At 64.6% G+C, this 18820-nt stretch carries 12 protein-coding genes and 3 rRNA genes; 12 read left to right on the forward strand and 3 right to left on the reverse strand.

The window, feature by feature from the left end; genetic code table 11:
* Positions 1 to 21: 21 nt before the first annotated feature.
* The 3 genes from ABN611_RS25500 to ABN611_RS25510 all read left to right on the forward strand — a co-directional run bounded on the left by ABN611_RS25500 (position 22) and on the right by ABN611_RS25510 (position 5748).
* The gene (locus tag ABN611_RS25500) at positions 22 to 2922 is read left to right on the forward strand and encodes a vitamin B12-dependent ribonucleotide reductase (RefSeq protein WP_350274752.1); all 2901 of its coding nucleotides are present in this window, start codon (positions 22 to 24) and stop codon (positions 2920 to 2922) included.
* A gap of 76 nt (positions 2923 to 2998) precedes the next feature.
* Positions 2999 to 4615 (forward strand): response regulator transcription factor, encoded by a 1617-nt coding sequence (locus ABN611_RS25505; RefSeq protein ID WP_350274753.1) that lies wholly within the window; start codon positions 2999 to 3001, stop codon positions 4613 to 4615.
* Between the two features lie 65 nt (positions 4616 to 4680).
* Entirely contained in the window at positions 4681 to 5748 is a 1068-nt protein-coding gene (locus ABN611_RS25510; protein ID WP_350274754.1) for a class I SAM-dependent methyltransferase, read from the forward strand.
* Here ABN611_RS25510 and ABN611_RS25515 read toward each other — a convergent pair.
* A complete protein-coding gene (locus ABN611_RS25515; protein WP_350274755.1) occupies positions 5737 to 6519 on the reverse strand; it encodes an aldo/keto reductase in 783 nt (260 codons plus the stop codon). The two genes, ABN611_RS25510 and ABN611_RS25515, sit on opposite strands and share 12 nt — an antisense overlap.
* 232 nt (positions 6520 to 6751) lie before the next feature.
* Between ABN611_RS25515 and ABN611_RS25520 the strand changes: the two genes are divergently transcribed.
* Both ABN611_RS25520 and ABN611_RS25525 read left to right on the forward strand, forming a co-directional pair.
* Complete coding sequence (locus ABN611_RS25520; protein WP_350274756.1) at positions 6752 to 7381, forward strand: hypothetical protein; 630 nt, start codon at positions 6752 to 6754, stop codon at positions 7379 to 7381.
* A 204-nt stretch (positions 7382 to 7585) separates the two neighbouring features.
* On the forward strand, positions 7586 to 8551 hold the full coding sequence (locus tag ABN611_RS25525) for a hypothetical protein (protein WP_350274757.1): 966 nt from the start codon (positions 7586 to 7588) through the stop codon (positions 8549 to 8551).
* A gap of 59 nt (positions 8552 to 8610) precedes the next feature.
* On the opposite strand, the gene ABN611_RS25530 is transcribed toward ABN611_RS25525, so the two are convergent.
* Positions 8611 to 8904, reverse strand: a complete 294-nt coding sequence (locus ABN611_RS25530) for a hypothetical protein (RefSeq protein WP_350274758.1) — start codon at positions 8902 to 8904, stop codon at positions 8611 to 8613.
* A 141-nt stretch (positions 8905 to 9045) separates the two neighbouring features.
* Here ABN611_RS25530 and ABN611_RS25535 point away from each other — a divergent pair, with 141 nt between their 5' ends.
* The 7 genes from ABN611_RS25535 to ABN611_RS25565 all read left to right on the forward strand — a co-directional run bounded on the left by ABN611_RS25535 (position 9046) and on the right by ABN611_RS25565 (position 17780).
* Positions 9046 to 9393: an XRE family transcriptional regulator gene (locus tag ABN611_RS25535; protein ID WP_350274759.1), complete on the forward strand. Its 348-nt coding sequence runs from the start codon at positions 9046 to 9048 to the stop codon at positions 9391 to 9393.
* Between the two features lie 43 nt (positions 9394 to 9436).
* The gene (locus tag ABN611_RS25540; protein WP_350274760.1) at positions 9437 to 9640 is read left to right on the forward strand and encodes a KTSC domain-containing protein; all 204 of its coding nucleotides are present in this window, start codon (positions 9437 to 9439) and stop codon (positions 9638 to 9640) included.
* A 93-nt stretch (positions 9641 to 9733) separates the two neighbouring features.
* A complete protein-coding gene (locus tag ABN611_RS25545) occupies positions 9734 to 9961 on the forward strand; it encodes a hypothetical protein (RefSeq protein WP_350274761.1) in 228 nt (75 codons plus the stop codon).
* Positions 9962 to 10876: 915 nt separating this feature from the next.
* A 16S ribosomal RNA gene (locus ABN611_RS25550) occupies positions 10877 to 12401 on the forward strand.
* 499 nt (positions 12402 to 12900) lie between these two features.
* Positions 12901 to 16026 (forward strand): 23S ribosomal RNA (locus tag ABN611_RS25555).
* Between the two features lie 150 nt (positions 16027 to 16176).
* Positions 16177 to 16294 (forward strand): 5S ribosomal RNA (gene rrf / locus ABN611_RS25560).
* The 16S, 23S and 5S rRNA genes sit together here, the layout of an rRNA operon.
* A gap of 1006 nt (positions 16295 to 17300) precedes the next feature.
* Positions 17301 to 17780, forward strand: a complete 480-nt coding sequence (locus ABN611_RS25565) for an AAA family ATPase (RefSeq protein WP_350274762.1) — start codon at positions 17301 to 17303, stop codon at positions 17778 to 17780.
* Between the two features lie 233 nt (positions 17781 to 18013).
* On the opposite strand, the gene ABN611_RS25570 is transcribed toward ABN611_RS25565, so the two are convergent.
* Entirely contained in the window at positions 18014 to 18664 is a 651-nt protein-coding gene (locus ABN611_RS25570; RefSeq protein ID WP_350274763.1) for a hypothetical protein, read from the reverse strand.
* Between the last annotated feature and the right edge of the window lie 156 nt (positions 18665 to 18820).

An 18820-nucleotide genomic window follows, 5' to 3' on the forward strand; every position in this document is an offset into this window, starting at 1 on the left:
GACACAGGGCGAGGAGCAACCATGACAGAGACGGTGACCGGCCACTCGGGGTCGACCAAGCGGTCGGCGGCCGGGTTCCGCGGGCGGAAGAACGCGCCCACGGGACTCACCATCGAGCGCGTCTTCAGCACCGAGGGCGTCCACCCGTACGACGAGGTGACGTGGGAGCGTCGCGACGTCGTGCAGCAGAACTGGAAGACGGGTGAGACGGTCTTCGAGCAGCGCGGGGTGGAGTTCCCCGACTTCTGGAGCGTGAACGCCTCGACGATCGTCACCACGAAGTACTTCCGCGGCGCGGTCGGCCACGACAACCGCGAGTGGAGCCTGCGGCAGCTGCTCGACCGGGTCGTGAAGACCTACCGCAAGGCCGGCGAGGACCACGGGTACTTCGCCACCCCGGCCGACGCCGAGGTGTTCGAGCACGAGGTCACCTGGATGCTGCTGCACCAGTACTTCAGCTTCAACTCGCCGGTCTGGTTCAACGTCGGCACGTCCTCGCCGCAGCAGGTGTCGGCCTGCTTCATCCTCGCCGTGGACGACTCGATGGACTCGATCCTGAACTGGTACAAGGAAGAGGGCCTGATCTTCAAGGGCGGCTCCGGCGCCGGCCTGAACCTGTCCCGGATCCGCTCGTCGAAGGAGCTGCTGCAGTCCAGCGGCGGCACCGCCTCCGGCCCGGTCTCGTTCATGCGCGGCGCGGACGCTTCCGCGGGCACCATCAAGTCCGGCGGCGCCACCCGGCGCGCGGCGAAGATGGTCGTGCTCGACGTCGACCACCCGGACATCGAGGAGTTCGTCGAGACCAAGATGCGCGAGGAGGAGAAGATCCGCGTGCTGCGCGACGCGGGCTTCGACATGGACCTCGGCGGTCGTGACATCACCTCCGTGCAGTACCAGAACGCGAACAACTCGGTCCGGGTCTCGGACGAGTTCATGCGCGCGGTGGAGGAGAAGGGCGAGTTCGGGCTGCGCGCGCGGCTGGACAACTCGGTGATCGAGACCGTCGACGCCCGCGACCTGTTCGACAAGATCGCCCAGGCGGCGTGGGCCTGCGCCGACCCGGGCCTGCAGTACGACGACACGATCAACGACTGGCACACCACGCCGGAGACGGGCCGGATCACCGCGTCCAACCCGTGCTCGGAGTACATGCACCTGGACAACTCGTCCTGCAACCTCGCCTCGCTGAACCTGATGAAGTTCCTCCGCGACGACGACCTGTTCGACTCGGAGAAGTTCGTCAAGGCCGTCGAGCTGATCATCACCGCGATGGACATCTCGATCTGCTTCGCGGACTTCCCGACCGAGGCGATCGGCGAGACCACCCGCGCGTACCGGCAGCTCGGCATCGGCTACGCGAACCTCGGTGCGTTGCTGATGGCAACGGGTCACGCCTACGACTCCGACGGCGGTCGCGCACTGGCGGGCGCTATCACGTCGCTGATGACCGGTACGTCGTACAAGCGGTCGGCCGAGCTGGCCGGCATCGTCGGCGCGTACGACGGCTTCGAGCGGAACAAGGACGCGCACACCCGGGTGATGCGCAAGCACGCCGCGGCCAACGACGCGATCCGGACCATGCACGAGATCGACAAGGACGTCCAGAAGCACGCCACCGCGGCGTGGGAGGGCGTGCTGAAGATCGGCGCCAAGAACGGCTGGCGGAACGCGCAGGCCTCGGTGCTCGCGCCGACCGGCACCATCGGCTTCATGATGGACTGCGACACCACCGGTATCGAGCCGGACTTCTCGCTGGTCAAGTTCAAGAAGCTGGTCGGCGGCGGTTCGATGCAGATCGTCAACACCACGGTCCCGCGGGCGCTACGCAAGTACGGCTACACCGAGGAGACCATCGAGGCGATCGTCGAGTACATCTCGGAGAACGGCCACGTCGTCGACGCGCCGGGCCTGAAGCCGGAGCACTACGAGATCTTCGACACCGCGATGGGTGAGCGGGCCATCAAGCCGATGGGCCACGTGCGGATGATGGCGGCGGCGCAGCCGTTCCTGTCCGGCGCGATCTCGAAGACCGTGAACCTGCCGGAGACCGCGACGGTCGAGGAGATCGCCGACGTCTACTTCCAGGGCTGGAAGCTCGGCCTCAAGGCGCTCGCGGTGTACCGCGACAACTGCAAGGTCGGCCAGCCGCTCGCGGATGCCAAGGCGAACAAGGCTTCTGAGGCGGTCGCGGCCGAGGCCGCAGTCGCCGAGAAGATCGTCGAGAAGGTCATCGAGTACCGGCCGACCCGCAAGCGCCTGCCGAAGTCGCGGCCGTCGCGGACCACGTCGTTCACGGTCGGCGGCGCCGAGGGCTACATGACCGCCGGGTCCTACCCGGACGACGGTCTCGGCGAGGTCTTCCTGAAGATGGGCAAGCAGGGTTCGACCCTGGCCGGGGTGATGGACGCGTTCTCGATCGCGATCTCGATCGCCCTGCAGCACGGTGTGCCGCTGGAGACGTACGTCCAGAAGTTCACCAACCTGAAGTTCGAGCCGGCCGGTCTGACCGACGACCCGGATGTCCGGATGGCCCAGTCGATCATGGACTACATCTTCCGCCGGCTGGCGCTGGACTACCTGCCGTTCGACGAGCGGGCCGCGCTCGGCATCTACTCGGCCGAGGAGCGGTCCCGGCAGCTCGACACCGGTTCGTACGAGCCGGCGCCGGTCGAGGTGTCCGAGGCCGAGTCACTGAAGTCGGTCGAGCCGGTGGCCGAGGTCGCGGATGCCCCCGCGAAGCCGGCCGACGCGGCGGCCGCCAAGCCGGTCAAGGGCGAGGCGCACACCACGGCAGAGATGCTGGAGCTGATCACCGGCACCTCGGTCGACGCGCCGCTCTGCTTCACCTGCGGCACCAAGATGCGCCCGAGCGGCTCGTGCTACGTCTGCGAGGGCTGCGGCAGCACCTCCGGTTGCAGCTGACCGACTAGCTGAAAGCGCCACGGCCCCCGGGACTTCCCACCTTCCCCGGGGGCCGCAGCGCGTCTACCGTCGAGCTGTGGATCTCCTTGCGGTAGGGGAGAGAGCGCTGGCCGACGGTGACTGGAAGTCGGCGCTTGCGGCGTTCGGGTCCGAGGGGGTCTGTGAGACCGCCGAGGGCCTTTCCGGCTTGGGGAACGCTCGGTGGTGGCTCGGCGACATCCGGGCCGCCTTCACCAGCTGGGAACGTGCCTACGCGCTGTACCGCCGTACCGATCCCGCCGAGGCCGTCTTCCTGGCACTCGGGCTGAGCATGCTGTACGACGCCAACTTCGGCGACCGCGCCGCTGCGCAGGGGTGGGCCGCGCGGGCGGTGCGGGTGGCCGCCGAGGTCGGCGACCCTGTTGTCGCGGCTTGGGCATCGCTGGCGCAGGCAGGCGCCTCGGACGACGCGCCTGTAGCTGCTGCGCTGGCCGAGGCGGCGTACGAGGTCGGGGTCGACTCGAGCGACCGGGATCTCGAGCTCTGCGCGCTGAGCCTGTGGGGGGCTGCGTTGATCGGTCTTGGACATGTCATCGAGGGCGCCGCGCTGCTGGACGAGGCGCTGGCTGGTGCGCTGGGCGGCGAGGGTGCCCGGCCGGACACAGTCGTGCTCACGAGTTGTCTGCTGATGCGGTCGTGCGTTCGCGGTGCCGACTACCTGCGGGTGGTGCAGTGGGTTCGCTCGCTGGACGCGTTCATCGAGCGCTACGGCTGTCCGTACCTCCACTCGTCCTGCCGAGCGTCGTACGGCGCTGTGCTGGTCGCTACTGGTGACTGGTCGCGTGCTGAGGTCGAGCTGACTGCTGCGATGGAGCTGGCGCGTGATGCACTGCCGGCGGTCCAGGCGGAGGCGGCTGCTGTTCTTGCCGAGCTCCGGCTGGCGCAGGGCCGGGTCAGTGAGGCCCAGCAGTTGCTGGCTGGCTTCGAGGACCGCAGGGTCGTGCAGCCGGTTCTGGCTGCCGCCTACATGGCTGCGGGGGAGGTGGCGACGGCCGTCTCTCTGGTACGCCGTCGGCTCGCCGACACCACGCCGCTGGAGGAGGCCCGTCTGCGTGAGCTGCTTGGCTCCGCCTGCCTCGCGTCGGGCGACGTTGCTGGTGCGGTTGCGGAGGCCGAGCAGCTGTCCGCCCTGGGTACTGCGACCGACAGCGGGCTGATTGCGGCGCGGGCGGCTCAGTTGTGCGGGCGGACGTTGCTGGCACAGGGGGAGTGTCAGGCGGCGGTGGCGCGGCTGGCGGCGGCCCAGACGTGGTTCGGTCTGCTGGAGATGCCGTTCGAGGTTGCGCGGACGCGGATGCAGTTGGCGCGGGCGATGGCGTCGTACGACCCGGCTCCCGCGATTGCCGAGGCACGGCTCGCTCTAGCGGTGTTCGAGGACCTGGGTGCGGCTGCTGATGCCGATGCGGCGGCTTCCTGGTTGCGAGGGGTCGGTGTCACGGCTACGCGCGTGGGACCTCGTGGCGTGGGGTTGCTGACCAGGCGGGAGCGCGACGTACTCGCCGCGCTGGCCGAAGGGCTGCCCAATCCGGAGATCGCCTCCCGGCTCTACATCAGCCGCCGTACGGTCGAACACCACGTCGCCAGCATCCTGTCGAAGCTCGGCGTACGGAACCGCACCGAGGCGGCCGCCTACCTCACCCGGCTGCACGAATAGGCGAACTCACCGATGCTCCGCCCGCCCGTGCGGTGTGACGCTGCGGGTGAGGACAGGAGGCTGTCATGACACTGGAAGCCACCAGGCTCGAGACGTTCGGGCAGCAGATGAACGAAGTGCTCAACCACGGCACGCTCACGTTGCTGATGAGCATCGGCCATCAGGTCGGTCTGTACGACGCCCTCGCGGAACTGCCGCCCGCCACCAGCCACGAGATCGCCGGCGCCGCCGGGCTGCAGGAGCGGTACGTCCGCGAGTGGCTCGGCGCGATGACCGTCGCGCGGATCGTGGAGTACGACGCGCGCGACCGGACGTACTGGCTGCCGCGCGAGCACGCCGCCTTCCTGACCCGCGCCGCCGGGCCGCAGAACCTCGCCGCGGCGACGCAGTTCGTCGCGATGCTCGCGGAGGTCGAGTCCTCGCTGGTGCGGTGCTTCCGGCGGGGCGGCGGCGTGCCGTACTCGGAGTACGCCGAGTTCCACCGGCTGATGGCCGAGGACAGTGGCGCGGTCTTCGACGCGGCGCTGATCGACGCGATCCTGCCGCTGGTGCCTGGATTGCCTGAGCGGCTGGCCGCGGGGATCGACGTGGCCGATATCGGGTGCGGCAGCGGGCATGCGGTCAACCTGATCGCGGCGGCGTACCCGCGAAGTCGCTGTGTCGGGTACGACTTCTCTGCTGAAGGCATCGCGGCCGGGCAGGCAGAGGCGCGCGGGCTCTCCAACGCGGAGTTCTACCTGCGGGACGTCGCCGATTTGGGGGAGCACTCGCGGTTCGACCTGATCACGGCCTTCGACGCGATCCACGACCAGGCGCACCCTGCCCAGGTGCTGGCCGGTGTCTGGGAAGCGCTGCGGCCTGGGGGAGTGTTCTTGATGGTCGACATTCAGGCGTCCAGCAACCTCGAGGAGAACCTGGACCACCCGTTCGCCACCTTCCTCTATGGCGTCTCGACCATGCACTGCATGACCGTTTCGCTGTCCCTCGACGGCGATGGGCTCGGGACGGTCTGGGGTGAACAGAAGGCCTGCCAGATGCTCGCGGACGCCGGCTTCAGCTCGGTCGAGACGACGCACGTGGAGGCCGACGCGTTCAACACCTACTACATCTGCCGCAAGGACTCAGTGGCCTGAGCGGTCCGAGTCGGCTGCCGGCCTCGCCGTACCGTCGAGCGCGGTCAACGCCGCCAGCTCGACCGCGGTGAGGTCGAAGTCGAACACCGCCAGGTTCTGCTCGATCCGTTCCCGGTTGGCCGACTTGGGAATCGGTACGACGCCCTGCTGCGTCTCCCAGCGCAACACCACCTGGCCCGGCGTGCGGCCGTGTGCGTCGGCGATCTCCCGCACCACCGGGTGGTCGAGCAGGTCGGTGCCCTTCCCCAGCGGGCTCCAGGCCTCGGTCACGATCCCGTGCTGCCGGTGGAACTCGCGCTCGGCCGGCTTCGCCCACACTGGGCTGAGCTGCACCTGGTTCACCTCGGGCGCTACGCCGGTCTCGTCGATCAGCCGTTGGAGGTGTGTCGGTTTGAAGTTCGACGTACCGATCGCCCGCACCAGCCCGGCCTCGCGAAGCGCGATCAGCCCTTCCCATGCGTCGACGTACCGGTCCTGCTCCGGGTTCGGCCAGTGGATCAGCAGGAGGTCCAGGTACTCGACGCCGAGTTTCTCCGCGCTCGCCTCGAACGCCTGCCGCGGGCCCTCCACGCTGTGCCAGCGCTTGTTGAACTTCGACGTCACGAACACCTCGTCGCGCGGGGCGTCCTTGAGGGCGCGGCCGACGCCGACCTCGTTCCGGTAGTTCTCGGCCGTGTCGATCAGCCGGTAGCCGAGCTCGAGCGCCGTACGCACCGCCCGCTCCGCGTCCGCGTCGTTCAGCGGCGACGTCCCGAGCCCGAGCCGAGGCATCGCAGATCCGTTACTCAGTGTGACCGTCGGGACCTGGCCCATCCGTCTCCTCCTTCGTCTGCCGCTGCCCTCACACCGTACGTCGATCACCGTCCGCACCGTGCGCCGCCACCCACTCCGGCCGTACGCCGTACGGTCCCGTCTCACCCCTGTGGAAGAGGCCTGCGAACTGTCGGAGCCGTGGTTCATGATGGTCCGGTGGGGTGCCGAAACACGTTGAAGGGGTGGGCGAATGCGGAATCGTCTGATCACTCTGGTGGACCTCGGCCTGGACAGTTCGTTCGACGCGTCGATGACCTTCGTCCAGGGCATCACCGGGAACATCAACGCCGGCTGGAACCGCCCGGTGATCGACGTGAACTTCGTCCGCAGCCGCGACCACGAGACCGCGTTCTCCGCGCTGACCACCCCGTCGACGGTGCTGCACGTGATGGCACACGGTGACCACAGCGAGGAGCCGTCGTTCCTGTCGACCGACGGCGAGACCCAGGTGTCGCTGAAATCCCTCGCCGACTGGTTCCTCGACCGCCAGTGGGGCATCGCCAGCGGCGTGGTCATCGCCGACGGCTGCAAGACCGGCATCGGCAAGTGGCAACGGGCCATCCGCGACTGCCTCCAGGACGACATCACCTACATCGGCACCAGCACGGTCATCGGCTGGTACGAGGCCACCGTCTTCTGCTCCGCCTTCTACGGCGCCCTGGTCCGCAACCGAGGCCTCGGCCGCACCCCCGCCGAACAAGGCTGGGACGCCGCCAACCGAGCCATCCGAGCCTACGAAACCCTCACCGACCAACGCTGCCCCTACAAACCGGTCCTCCTCACCCCCTCCCGCCAAGCCCTCCGCTCCCTCACCGGCTGACCACGACCTCGATCGCCCGTCCGCGACACGCTGTGACGGGCTGAGGCGGGGACGTACATGTGAGACTTTTTCGTGGACTCGTCGTGGGGCGCAGTCTGTGGTCTGGGTTGCTGGTGGCTCGGGTGGTGTGGGGACGGGGAGGCCGCCGGGTGCGCCGTGGGCGACCTGCTGACCTCCGCCCGAACGCGGTGAAGGAACGCCACCATGAAGCTGCACCGGAACTCCCTTCTGACGGCCGCCGCGATCGTGTTGGTTCTGTACGTCGTTTCGCTGGTCATCGGGCTGCCGGCTTGGGCAGCCGTAGTGCTGACTGTCGTGCTGCTGGTGTTGCTGGCCGTCGTGTGGAAGCAGCCCGACGAGCCTCGTCCTGTGGTCGCGAAGCAGGCACCGGCGCCGGCGCCCTCCGTCGTACTGCCGGATCCTGAGCCGGTCTTCTCCGGGCCTCCGTCCCGGACCGTTTCGGATGTGCGGTTGCCGTCGGCGTCTCCGGATTTCCAGTTCAGCTTCTCGGCCGTGGTGCAGTGGTCGACCGTCCTGTCCGGCTCGCGCCATGCCGATCTCGGTGCCGTCGCCGTCGACGCCTTGCTGGAACGGGCGCGGTCCCTGACCGCGAGACAGCAGGTGACCGAGGAGTCGCTCAACCAGCACCGGCTGGCCGCGATCCTCGGAGAGCCCGCGCTCGACGAGAAGGGACAGGTCCGTAGCTGGGCCACCGAGGTACGACTGCGGCTGCCCGACGCGGACCAGAAGCACCTCCAGCACCTGGCCGCGCTCCACCGCCGCGAGCAGACCACGCTGCTCGAACGCCGCATGGAGCAGGACAAGCGCGCGTATCTGAAGGACGACGTGTTCGCCACGCCTGGCTCGGCTGCCGTCTGGTGGTTGGTCAACCACCCGGGCGAGGTCGAAACGGCTCTCGGTCTGCTCGACACCCTCGCCGAACTGTCGGCCGCGGCGAACGACCTCCCCGTCCGGCGGAACACCGCCGAGGAGGTCGAACGCCAACGGCCGACCCGCGCCGAACTCGCCTTCAGCACGGCAGTCGAAGAACTCACCGACGCCCGCCCGGAACCCACGGAGGCCGACGAGACCTCGGAGAGCGAGCCGGCCTCGCAGACTGGCCAGCGCCCAGTCCCGCGGAAGTACCGCGAGCAGTTCTTCACCGAGTAGGCCGGTGAGGCGGGCTGTCTGCAGGGTGGACCCGCCCCACCGGAGCCGCATGCGCATGGCTACTCGTCCAGCCAGCGGATCGTGGTCGCGCCGTTGTGCCCGTGAACGGCCAGCAGCGCGTCGATGCCGTCCTGCCAGACGGTCGTAGTCGGGTACTGACCGCCCCAGCGCAGGGCAACTGTCCCGTCGCTCCACTCGACGCCCTCCGCGACGATGCCAGTCCCGCTGACGCCGGAGTGGTCGTAGTGACGGACCAGCTGGAAGCAGCGTGGCCCGGACTTGCGCGCGACTCGTAGATGACGCCGCTGCGTACCTCGCACCAGCGTCGCGGTTCTCCCGCCGATCTCGTCCATGGGCCAAGTCAACGCCCGGACGGCTGTCCCCACCAGGAACTCAACCGGTATCCACAGCGCACAAATTCGGCCCTCCGGCGGTGACCGAATCGCCATATTCTCATTGCAGGGAGTAACCACCGACCGCCGAGGAGCGACCGCATGACAGTCATCGAGGAATGGACCGGCCGGCACGCGCATGCCTTGCGTACGGCGCTGCGGCTGACGAACGAAGCCTTCGCCGAGCAGCTCGGCATCTCGCCCCGCACGCTCACGAAGTGGCGCGAGAGACCCGAGCTCGTCCCCGGCCCCTTTCTCCAGAAGGCGCTCGACACCTACCTCGAGCAGGCATCGCCGGACGCGAAGGTTCGGTTCGCGGCCAATCTCGGCCAGCGTCGGGTGCCGATCGACAGCACCGTGCTGACCCAGCTGAACTCGGCCCTCGGCGACCTCGCCCGCGCCCTGGCGCGTCTCCAAGCCGAGGACCCTGGGCGATCACCCTCGCCTTGACTCCTCGCGCGGCAGACTGGGCCGAGCGTGGAAGGAGCAATGCATGAGGCGACGCCCGGTGAACTCGTCGAGCGTGCGTTCGGTCGGATGGTCCGACGGCACGCTGGAGCTCGAGTACGTGAACGGCGACATCTACCAGTACTTCGACGTCCCGCAGCCGACGTACGCGGCCCTCCTCGCCGCCCCGAGCATCGGCGCGTACGTCAACAAGGACATCAAGCCGTACTACGACTTCCGCGAAGTCTGAGCGGCAGCGCAGGTCACGTCGAGTTTCTGCCGAACCGGCGGAGGGCACTGGTTCAACGTTCACACGGGGGTGCGCCCAACTCGGGAGGTGGACATGCGCACTCACAGAGCGACTACGACCGGGTCCCGCGCCGTCGCGGTGATCCTGCTCGTATGGCTGTTGATCGGACTGGCAGCCGCCGCACAACGGAACTATTTCGCCGGCTCGAGCGCGACCTGCGCCAAGGTCGGTACGACGCTGGTGACGATCGTCGCCGGCCCGCTCAACTACGTCGGCGCAAACCCGAAGATCGACTGCACGGCACCGCAGCCGTCGCGGTGACCGCAGTAAGCCGAAGCTTTGCGGCGCCCGGTGCCTGCGATGACCGAAGTACTCCGAAGCACTCACTGGCGGATGTCTTGCGGTGCTCCCAGAGACAGCTGCCGCGAGCTGGTGCTTGGGAGGTCGGCCGGCGGCCGGGCGCGCCTGGGAATAGGTCGTGGGGGAGGGCAGTTACACCTACTGCCGTCCGGAACATGACCCCGGGCCTCAACCTCAGCCGCTACGAGCGGCCACTCGCCGAGAGGCGTCTGCCGGGCGGTGCGGTACGTGGCAGGTGGGAGCCGGCTACCCGGCTCCCACCTGGTCTCCGCACCCCGCACGAAAACGACTTGCGTGGTGCGGCATCATGGAGGTGTCGCTCGCGGAGACGTGAGTGAGTGAAGTGACCAGAGGGACGAGCACTGCTTCCCTCGACGCCGGATCGCCGGCGCCGAGGACGGGTGCAGGGAGCCTCGGACAGCGGTCCAGGACCCCGATTTGCATCCGCACCACGAATGTCAGTAATGTTCTTCTTGTTGGAGCGAGGCGCAGGACGCGAAAGCGGCCGGCCCTCCAACAAACTCCCTGAAGGTCTCGGAATCCGAAACACGCCTCGGCGGGTTTCGGTCACTGGGTCGCGCAGGGAGACTGGATCGAAAAGAGCCGATTTGACCGGCTCAAACCGAAACAGTAAAGTAGGGCGAGTTGCCCCGGAGCTTCAAACGAAAGTGCGAAGCGCGGTGTGCGTCCGATTCTTGAGAACTCAACAGCGTGCCGAAAGTCAATGCCGAAAGATGCATTAACCCCGTCCCCAGACATTGTCTGTGGATGGATTCCTTTGAAACATTGATTCAAGTCAGTTTGATTGTTTCTGATTCGAAGGATCTTCTCGAAGTAGTCTGTTTTCCACAGTTCGCTGTGGTTGACATATAGATTTCAACGGAGAGTTTGATCCTGGCTCAGGACGAACGCTGGCGGCGTGCTTAACACATGCAAGTCGAGCGGTAAGGCCCCTTCGGGGGTACACGAGCGGCGAACGGGTGAGTAACACGTGAGCAACCTACCCTCAACTTTGGGATAAGCCTCGGAAACGGGGTCTAATACCGGATAACACCAACTGTCTCATGGTGGTTGGTTGAAAGTTCTGGCGGTTGGGGATGGGCTCGCGGCCTATCAGCTTGTTGGTGGGGTAATGGCCTACCAAGGCGTCGACGGGTAGCCGGCCTGAGAGGGCGACCGGCCACACTGGGACTGAGACACGGCCCAGACTCCTACGGGAGGCAGCAGTGGGGAATATTGCGCAATGGACGAAAGTCTGACGCAGCAACGCCGCGTGAGGGATGACGGCCTTCGGGTTGTAAACCTCTTTCAGCAGGGACGAAGCGAGAGTGACGGTACCTGCAGAAGAAGGACCGGCCAACTACGTGCCAGCAGCCGCGGTAATACGTAGGGTCCGAGCGTTGTCCGGAATTATTGGGCGTAAAGGGCTCGTAGGCGGTTCGTCACGTCGGGAGTGAAAACTCGGGGCTTAACCCCGAGCCTGCTTCCGATACGGGCAGACTAGAGGTAGGCAGGGGAGAGCGGAACTCCTGGTGTAGCGGTGGAATGCGCAGATATCAGGAAGAACACCGGTGGCGAAGGCGGCTCTCTGGGCCTTACCTGACGCTGAGGAGCGAAAGCGTGGGTAGCGAACAGGATTAGATACCCTGGTAGTCCACGCCGTAAACGTTGGGCGCTAGGTGTGGGGGACATTCCACGTCCTCCGTGCCGCAGCTAACGCATTAAGCGCCCCGCCTGGGGAGTACGGCCGCAAGGCTAAAACTCAAAGGAATTGACGGGGGCCCGCACAAGCGGCGGAGCATGCGGATTAATTCGATGCAACGCGAAGAACCTTACCTGGGTTTGACATATAGGGAAATCCTCCAGAGATGGGGGGTCCGTAAGGGTCCTATACAGGTGGTGCATGGCTGTCGTCAGCTCGTGTCGTGAGATGTTGGGTTAAGTCCCGCAACGAGCGCAACCCTCGTCCTATGTTGCCAGCACGCCCTTCGGGGTGGTGGGGACTCATAGGAGACTGCCGGGGTCAACTCGGAGGAAGGTGGGGATGACGTCAAGTCATCATGCCCCTTATGTCCAGGGCTTCACGCATGCTACAATGGCCGGTACAAAGGGCTGCGAAGCTGTAAGGTGGAGCGAATCCCAAAAAGCCGGTCTCAGTTCGGATTGGGGTCTGCAACTCGACCCCATGAAGTCGGAGTCGCTAGTAATCGCAGATCAGCAACGCTGCGGTGAATACGTTCCCGGGCCTTGTACACACCGCCCGTCACGTCATGAAAGTCGGCAACACCCGAAGCCGGTGGCCTAACCCTTGTGGAGGGAGCCGTCGAAGGTGGGGCTGGCGATTAGGACGAAGTCGTAACAAGGTAGCCGTACCGGAAGGTGCGGCTGGATCACCTCCTTTCTAAGGAGCACTTTGGCAGCCTGCCCGTTATGGGTTTGGGGTTGTTCATGTCATCACTGCTCGAGCGTACGTCTCGGGGTGATGGTGCTTCGGAATGTGGAACATTGACCATTAGGCCTGGATCTCGAGTGATCGAGTTAGTACTGCTGCTGCTTTTCGGAGCGCGGCGTGGAACGCGAGAGTGCTTGGGTGATGGGTCGAGGCGCGCTGTTGGGTCCTGAGGAATCGGGCCCGGCTCACAGGAACTGAGGTTTCTGGGGGTTGGATCTGTTTCTTCTGGGTCGCTGGCCGATCACGTTGGTGGTTGGTTGGGTGGCTGGGGCCGGCTCTCATCAGACTGCTGGTGGGTGTGTTTGCTGGGTGTGTTGTTTCCCTGGTGGGCATATCACTACTGGTAAGTGGTGGTTCGGGGTTGGTGTTCCTGCCCGTATTTTGAGAACTGTATAGTGAACGCGAGCATCTTTGTAGCGTAATTTTTGTTCTTGGTTTTTTGTTTTTGTGACAAGCTACTAAGGGCAATCGGTGGATGTCTTGGCACCAAGAGCCGATGAAGGACGTTGGAGCCTGCGATAAGCCCCGGGGAGTTGGCAACCGAGCTGTGATCCGGGGATGTCCGAATGGGGAAACCCAGCTGGCATTCTAAAGCCAGTTACCAGTGCCTGAACACATAGGGTTCTGGAGGGAACGCGGGGAAGTGAAACATCTCAGTACCCGTAGGAAGAGAAAACAATTGTGATTCCGTGAGTAGTGGCGAGCGAAAGCGGATGAGGCTAAACCATGTGCGTGTGATAGCCGGCGTGCGTTGCGTATATGGGGTTGTGGGAGCATTCAGACACTAATGCCGTGGTGTCGGAGAGTTATCAATCGCTGTTGAAGTCGAATCTTCTGGAATGTTGAGCCGTAGTGGGTTATAGCCCTGTAGGCGTAAGACAGTGACTCTCGAGTGTTTTCCCAAGTAGCACGGGACTCTTGAAATCTCGTGTGAATCTGGCGGGACCACCCGCTAAGCCTAAATACTTCTTGGTGACCGATAGCGGACTAGTACCGTGAGGGAAAGATGAAAAGTACCCCGGGAGGGGAGTGAAATAGTACCTGAAACCGGTTGCCTACAATCCGTCGGAGCATCTCCTTGTGGGGTGTGACGGCGTGCCTTTTGAAGAATGAGCCTGCGAGTTAGTGGTGTGTGGCGAGGTTAACCCGTGTGGGGTAGCCGTAGCGAAAGCGAGTCTGAATAGGGCGTTTTAGTCGCATGCTCTAGACCCGAAGCGGAGTGATCTATCCATGGGCAGGTTGAAGCGTGGGTAAGACCGCGTGGAGGACCGAACCCACCAGGGTTGAAAACCTGGGGGATGACCTGTGGATAGGGGTGAAAGGCCAATCAAACTCCGTGATAGCTGGTTCTCCCCGAAATGCATATAGGTGCAGCGTCGTGTGTTTCTTACCGGAGGTAGAGCACTGGATGGTCTAGGGGGCTTACCGGCTTACCGAAATCAGCCAAACTCCGAATGCCGGTAAGTGAGAGCGCGGCAGTGAGACTGCGGGGGATAAGCTCCGTAGTCGAGAGGGAAACAGCCCAGATCACCAGCTAAGGCCCCTAAGCGATTGCTAAGTGGAAAAGGATGTGGAGTTGCCCAGACAACCAGGAGGTTGGCTTAGAAGCAGCCACCCTTGAAAGAGTGCGTAATAGCTCACTGGTCAAGTGATTCCGCGCCGACAATGTAGCGGGGCTCAAGCAATCCGCCGAAGCTGTGGCACTCACACTTGTACTCGGCCTCACCTTTGGGTGTGGTCCAGGTGTGTGGGTGGGTAGGGGAGCGTCGTGCAGCGTGTGAAGCAGCCTAGTGATGGAGTTGTGGATGCTGCACGAGTGAGAATGCAGGCATGAGTAGCGAATGACGGGTGAGAAACCCGTCCGCCGGATGATCAAGGGTTCCAGGGTCAAGCTAATCTGCCCTGGGTAAGTCGGGACCTAAGGCGAGGCCGACAGGCGTAGTCGATGGACAACGGGTTGATATTCCCGTACCGGCATTAACACGACCCGACCGAACCCGCTGATGCTAAGGAACTGAAGCTGTGATGTCTTCGGACGGATCGGTGGATGTTCTGACCCGAGGTGGTAGTAGGTGCATTGAGGAGTGACGCAGGAGGGTAGTCCAACCGCGGCGATGGTAGGCGCAAGCTGATCCGCGGGCAAGGTGGTAGGGCGAGGCATAGGCAAATCCGTGTCTCATTGAGCCTGAGAGCCGAGGCGGACCCGTTTAGGGGAAGTGGATGATCCCATGCTGCCGAGAAAAACTTCGCAGTGAGTGTTAGAGCCGCCCGTACCCCAAACCGACACAGGTGATCAGGTAGAGAATACCGAGGCGATCGAGTGAACCATGGTTAAGGAACTCGGCAAAATGCCCCCGTAACTTCGGGAGAAGGGGGACCTGATCCGTTAGGTGACTTGCTCACCGAAGCGGTGATGGTCGCAGAGACCAGGCCCAAGCGACTGTTTACTAAAAACACAGGTCCGTGCGAAGAAGTAATTCGATGTATACGGACTGACGCCTGCCCGGTGCTGGAACGTTAAGGGGACAGGTTAGCTGGTTTCGGCCGGCGAAGCTTTGAACTTAAGCGCCAGTAAACGGCGGTGGTAACTATAACCATCCTAAGGTAGCGAAATTCCTTGTCGGGTAAGTTCCGACCTGCACGAATGGCGTAACGACTTGGGCGCTGTCTCAACCATGGACTCGGCGAAATTGCATTACGAGTAAAGATGCTCGTTACGCGCAGCAGGACGGAAAGACCCCGGGACCTTTACTACAACTTGGTATTGGTGGTCGGTACAACTTGTGTAGGATAGGTGGGAGACTGTGAAGCTCGGACGCCAGTTCGGGTGGAGTCATCGTTGAAATACCACTCTGGTTGTTCTGGCTGTCTAACTTTGGTCCGTTATCCGGATCAGGGACAGTGCCTGGTGGGTAGTTTGACTGGGGCGGTCGCCTCCTAAAAGGTAACGGAGGCGCTCAAAGGTTCCCTCAGCCTGGTTGGCAATCAGGTGTCGAGTGTAAGTGCACAAGGGAGCTTGACTGTGAGACAGACATGTCGAGCAGGGACGAAAGTCGGAACTAGTGATCCGGCGGTGGCATGTGGGAGCACCGTCGCTCAACGGATAAAAGGTACCCCGGGGATAACAGGCTGATCTTCCCCAAGAGTCCATATCGACGGGATGGTTTGGCACCTCGATGTCGGCTCGTCGCATCCTGGGGCTGGAGTAGGTCCCAAGGGTTGGGCTGTTCGCCCATTAAAGCGGCACGCGAGCTGGGTTTAGAACGTCGTGAGACAGTTCGGTCCCTATCCGCTGCGCGCGCAGGAGACTTGAGAAGGGCTGCCCCTAGTACGAGAGGACCGGGGTGGACGAACCTCTGGTGTGCCAGTTGTTCCGCCAGGAGCACGGCTGGTTGGCTACGTTCGGGAGTGATAACCGCTGAAAGCATCTAAGCGGGAAGCACGCTTCAAGATGAGGTCTCCCACCGGGTTAACCGGGTAAGGCCCCCAGTAGACCACTGGGTTGATAGGCCAGAAGTGGAAGCGCGGTAACGTGTGGAGCTGACTGGTACTAATAGGCCGAGGGCTTGTCACACACTCATCATCGTTTACGGTGATGGAACAGAAGGCTTCGAGCTGCGCTATGTAACAGGTGTTCGCGTTCACTGTACGGTTCCCGGAATACGGTCAACCCAGCCCACACTTCACGGTGGCTTGTGTTGGTTGATATGTGTTCTCATAGAGTTTCGGTGGCCATAGCGTCGGGGAAACACCCAGTCTCCATTCCGAACCTGGAAGTTAAGCCCGCCAGCGCCGATGGTACTGCGACCGGGAGGTCGTGGGAGAGTAGGACGCCGCCGGACATTCACACTGTTAAGGGCCACCCCACGGGGTGGCCCTTAACATTTCTCTAGCTATTTGCGCCGGCAACCTGAGCTCCAACCGGACCAGCAGCCCAGCCTTTGCGCGAACCGGTGACCAGTCCCTGTGCGAACCGGCAACCCAGCTCCTGCGCTGACCCAAGCCGGCGTCGCCGCGCGACCGGCAGGACGGCGGCCACAGCGCTCGGACAGACGGGGCCCGGTCCGACAGACAGACGAGTTCTGGTCCGACACCTTCTGCCCGGTACTGCGGCGCCCCTCTGCGCGGCTCGCCGCAGTGCCCCGTCCTCCGACACCTCGCAGTACAGGCCCAGGCGCAGCACGAGCCAATCGCAGCACGAGCCAATCGCAGCACGAGCCAATCGCAGGACTGGCCAACCGCAGGACGAGCCAATCGCAGTACGGCCCGCTCACGCGAGCCGACGGCCCTGCGTCACCCTCGTCACCCTCGGCAACTGCCCGGCCCCGCGGCTCCTGGCCGGCACCGTGTGCCGGCCAGTCCGCCGGGACGGTGCCAGTCGCTGGTACTGAGATGACCTCCGGCAGCACTTCGGTGGTTCACGCTACAGCTGATGCTGCGGAGTCCGGGCCAGCACAGCGACGTACCCACCGTCGTCCTCTGGTGCCGCGTGATCTGCTGTCTCGCGGTACAGGAGCCTGTTCACGTCAATCCGTAGGCCCACCGCTGCGTCGTTCGGCATCGGTGTCTCTGGTCGGCGTGACGTGCTCCGAGTGGCGCGCGACCCGGCGCATCGCCGTACACGGGGCAGTTGACGGCCGTCCGTGCGTGCTCGGTGCTTCTCGTGTGCTTGCCTGCGCGGCGGCATCCGACGGGCGGTGCAGTCCGTTGGGCGCACGTCCCGCCATGAGGTGTGCGTCTCCGGTGTCGAGTCAGTCAGACGGGATCGCGGTGTGCGTCCGCTGGCCTGTGGTTGGCGCCGGCTTCTTCGTGGAGCGCGGCGGCGGTGGTGGCTACTAGGCTCGGGGGATGGTTGGGATGGTGTTGGTTGTGGGGTTGCCGGGGGCTGGGAAGACTTCGTTGGCGCGGCGGATGGAGGAGGAGCGGAAGGGGTTGCGGTTGACGCCCGACGAGTGGATGGAGGGGTTGTTCAATACGAATGAGTCTGATGGGCGTCGGTGGGTGCTTGAGTCTGAGTTGTTGTGGGGTGTTGCGGCTCGGGTGTTGGAGCTTGGGGTGGACGTGATCCTTGACTATGGGTGTTGGTCGGCGGAGGAGCGGGAGCTGTTTCGGACTCGGGCGCAGGCTCTGGGGGCGAGTGCGGAGATCGTTGTGCTCGATGTGCCGTTGGAGGTGCTGTGGGGGCGGCTCGAGCGGCGTAATGCGGATCTGCCGGCGGCGACGTTTGCGGTCAGTCGTGAGGAGCTCGTTGAGTGGAGCGGGAAGTTCGAGGTCCCGACCGCGGAGGAGCTGCGGCGGTGGGATCGGCACCTCGTCGTGACCGACTAGCTGTTCCCCGGATTTGGCTAGCTAATCGACGGACCAGTTGCTCCCTGGTCCAGCTGTTCCCGGGCTAGCTGGTTCCCGGCCTGCTGGTTGCCCGGCCAGCTGGTTACCCCGCACCTGACTGTTCCCCGGACTGGCTAAGCCCGGGCCTGGGCTGGTTCCCTGAGCTAGCTGGTTCCCCGGGCTAAGTGGTCCCCGGCCTAGGTGGTCCCCGGGAGTCTGGTCTGTGGGGCTGGTTATTGCTCGGGGGCTATTCCGACCAGGGCGGCTGCGGCGCAGATGTGGACGGGGGTCAGGTCGACGGGGGAGACCGGTGCTTGGAGGAGGGTGCCGCGTTCGTACGGGGTGAGGGTGATGTCGATGCCGGGGGCACCGGCCACCATCCCGCGGACGTATGTGAGCCACCCCATCATCGGGATGCCCCGGCGGAACACCCCGGCCGCGGCCGCGAGTTCGGTGTCGGCGATGCTGGCCCACTGGGGTTCCCAGATCGTGACGACTGCGCGCAGTACCTGGGCGAAGCGTTCCGACTGCTGGAGCGCGTCCTCGTCGCTCCAGTGCAGCGTGAGCTGGTCCGAGACAGTCGTCATCGTGCCGCCCATGGACAGGTCGAACAGCCACGGGAGCTCGCCGGTGCTCTGCAGGTGCAACCGGGTCGTACTCGTGCCGTTCGCGAGCACCTTCGTCGTGGCCTCGACCATCTCCTGCAGCGGCGTGGAGCCGTCGGCCTCGAGGACGTGGTACCCCCAGCGCTCGTCCTGCGTCCAGTTGTGGACCTCGGGGAAGGCGACCGCCACCGCGGTCAGGGTGCGGCCGACGCGGAGTGCGCGGTGTTCGACGGTCTCGTCACGGTGCGGCCATTGGGCGCGGAGCAGCCAGGATGCCATTCACGCCCTCCGATCTTCAGGCGGCCGGTTCGACGGAGACGACGCGAGGCCGGACGGGGTACCGGATGCACGCGACGGTACGCCGTCGTACGACCGCTTGACCAGAGTTCCGGCTCGGGTACGGCGGCTCTCCGGAAACGTCACCGCCCCAGTCTG

The organism is Kribbella sp. HUAS MG21, from assembly GCF_040254265.1.
GTDB lineage: Bacteria > Actinomycetota > Actinomycetes > Propionibacteriales > Kribbellaceae > Kribbella.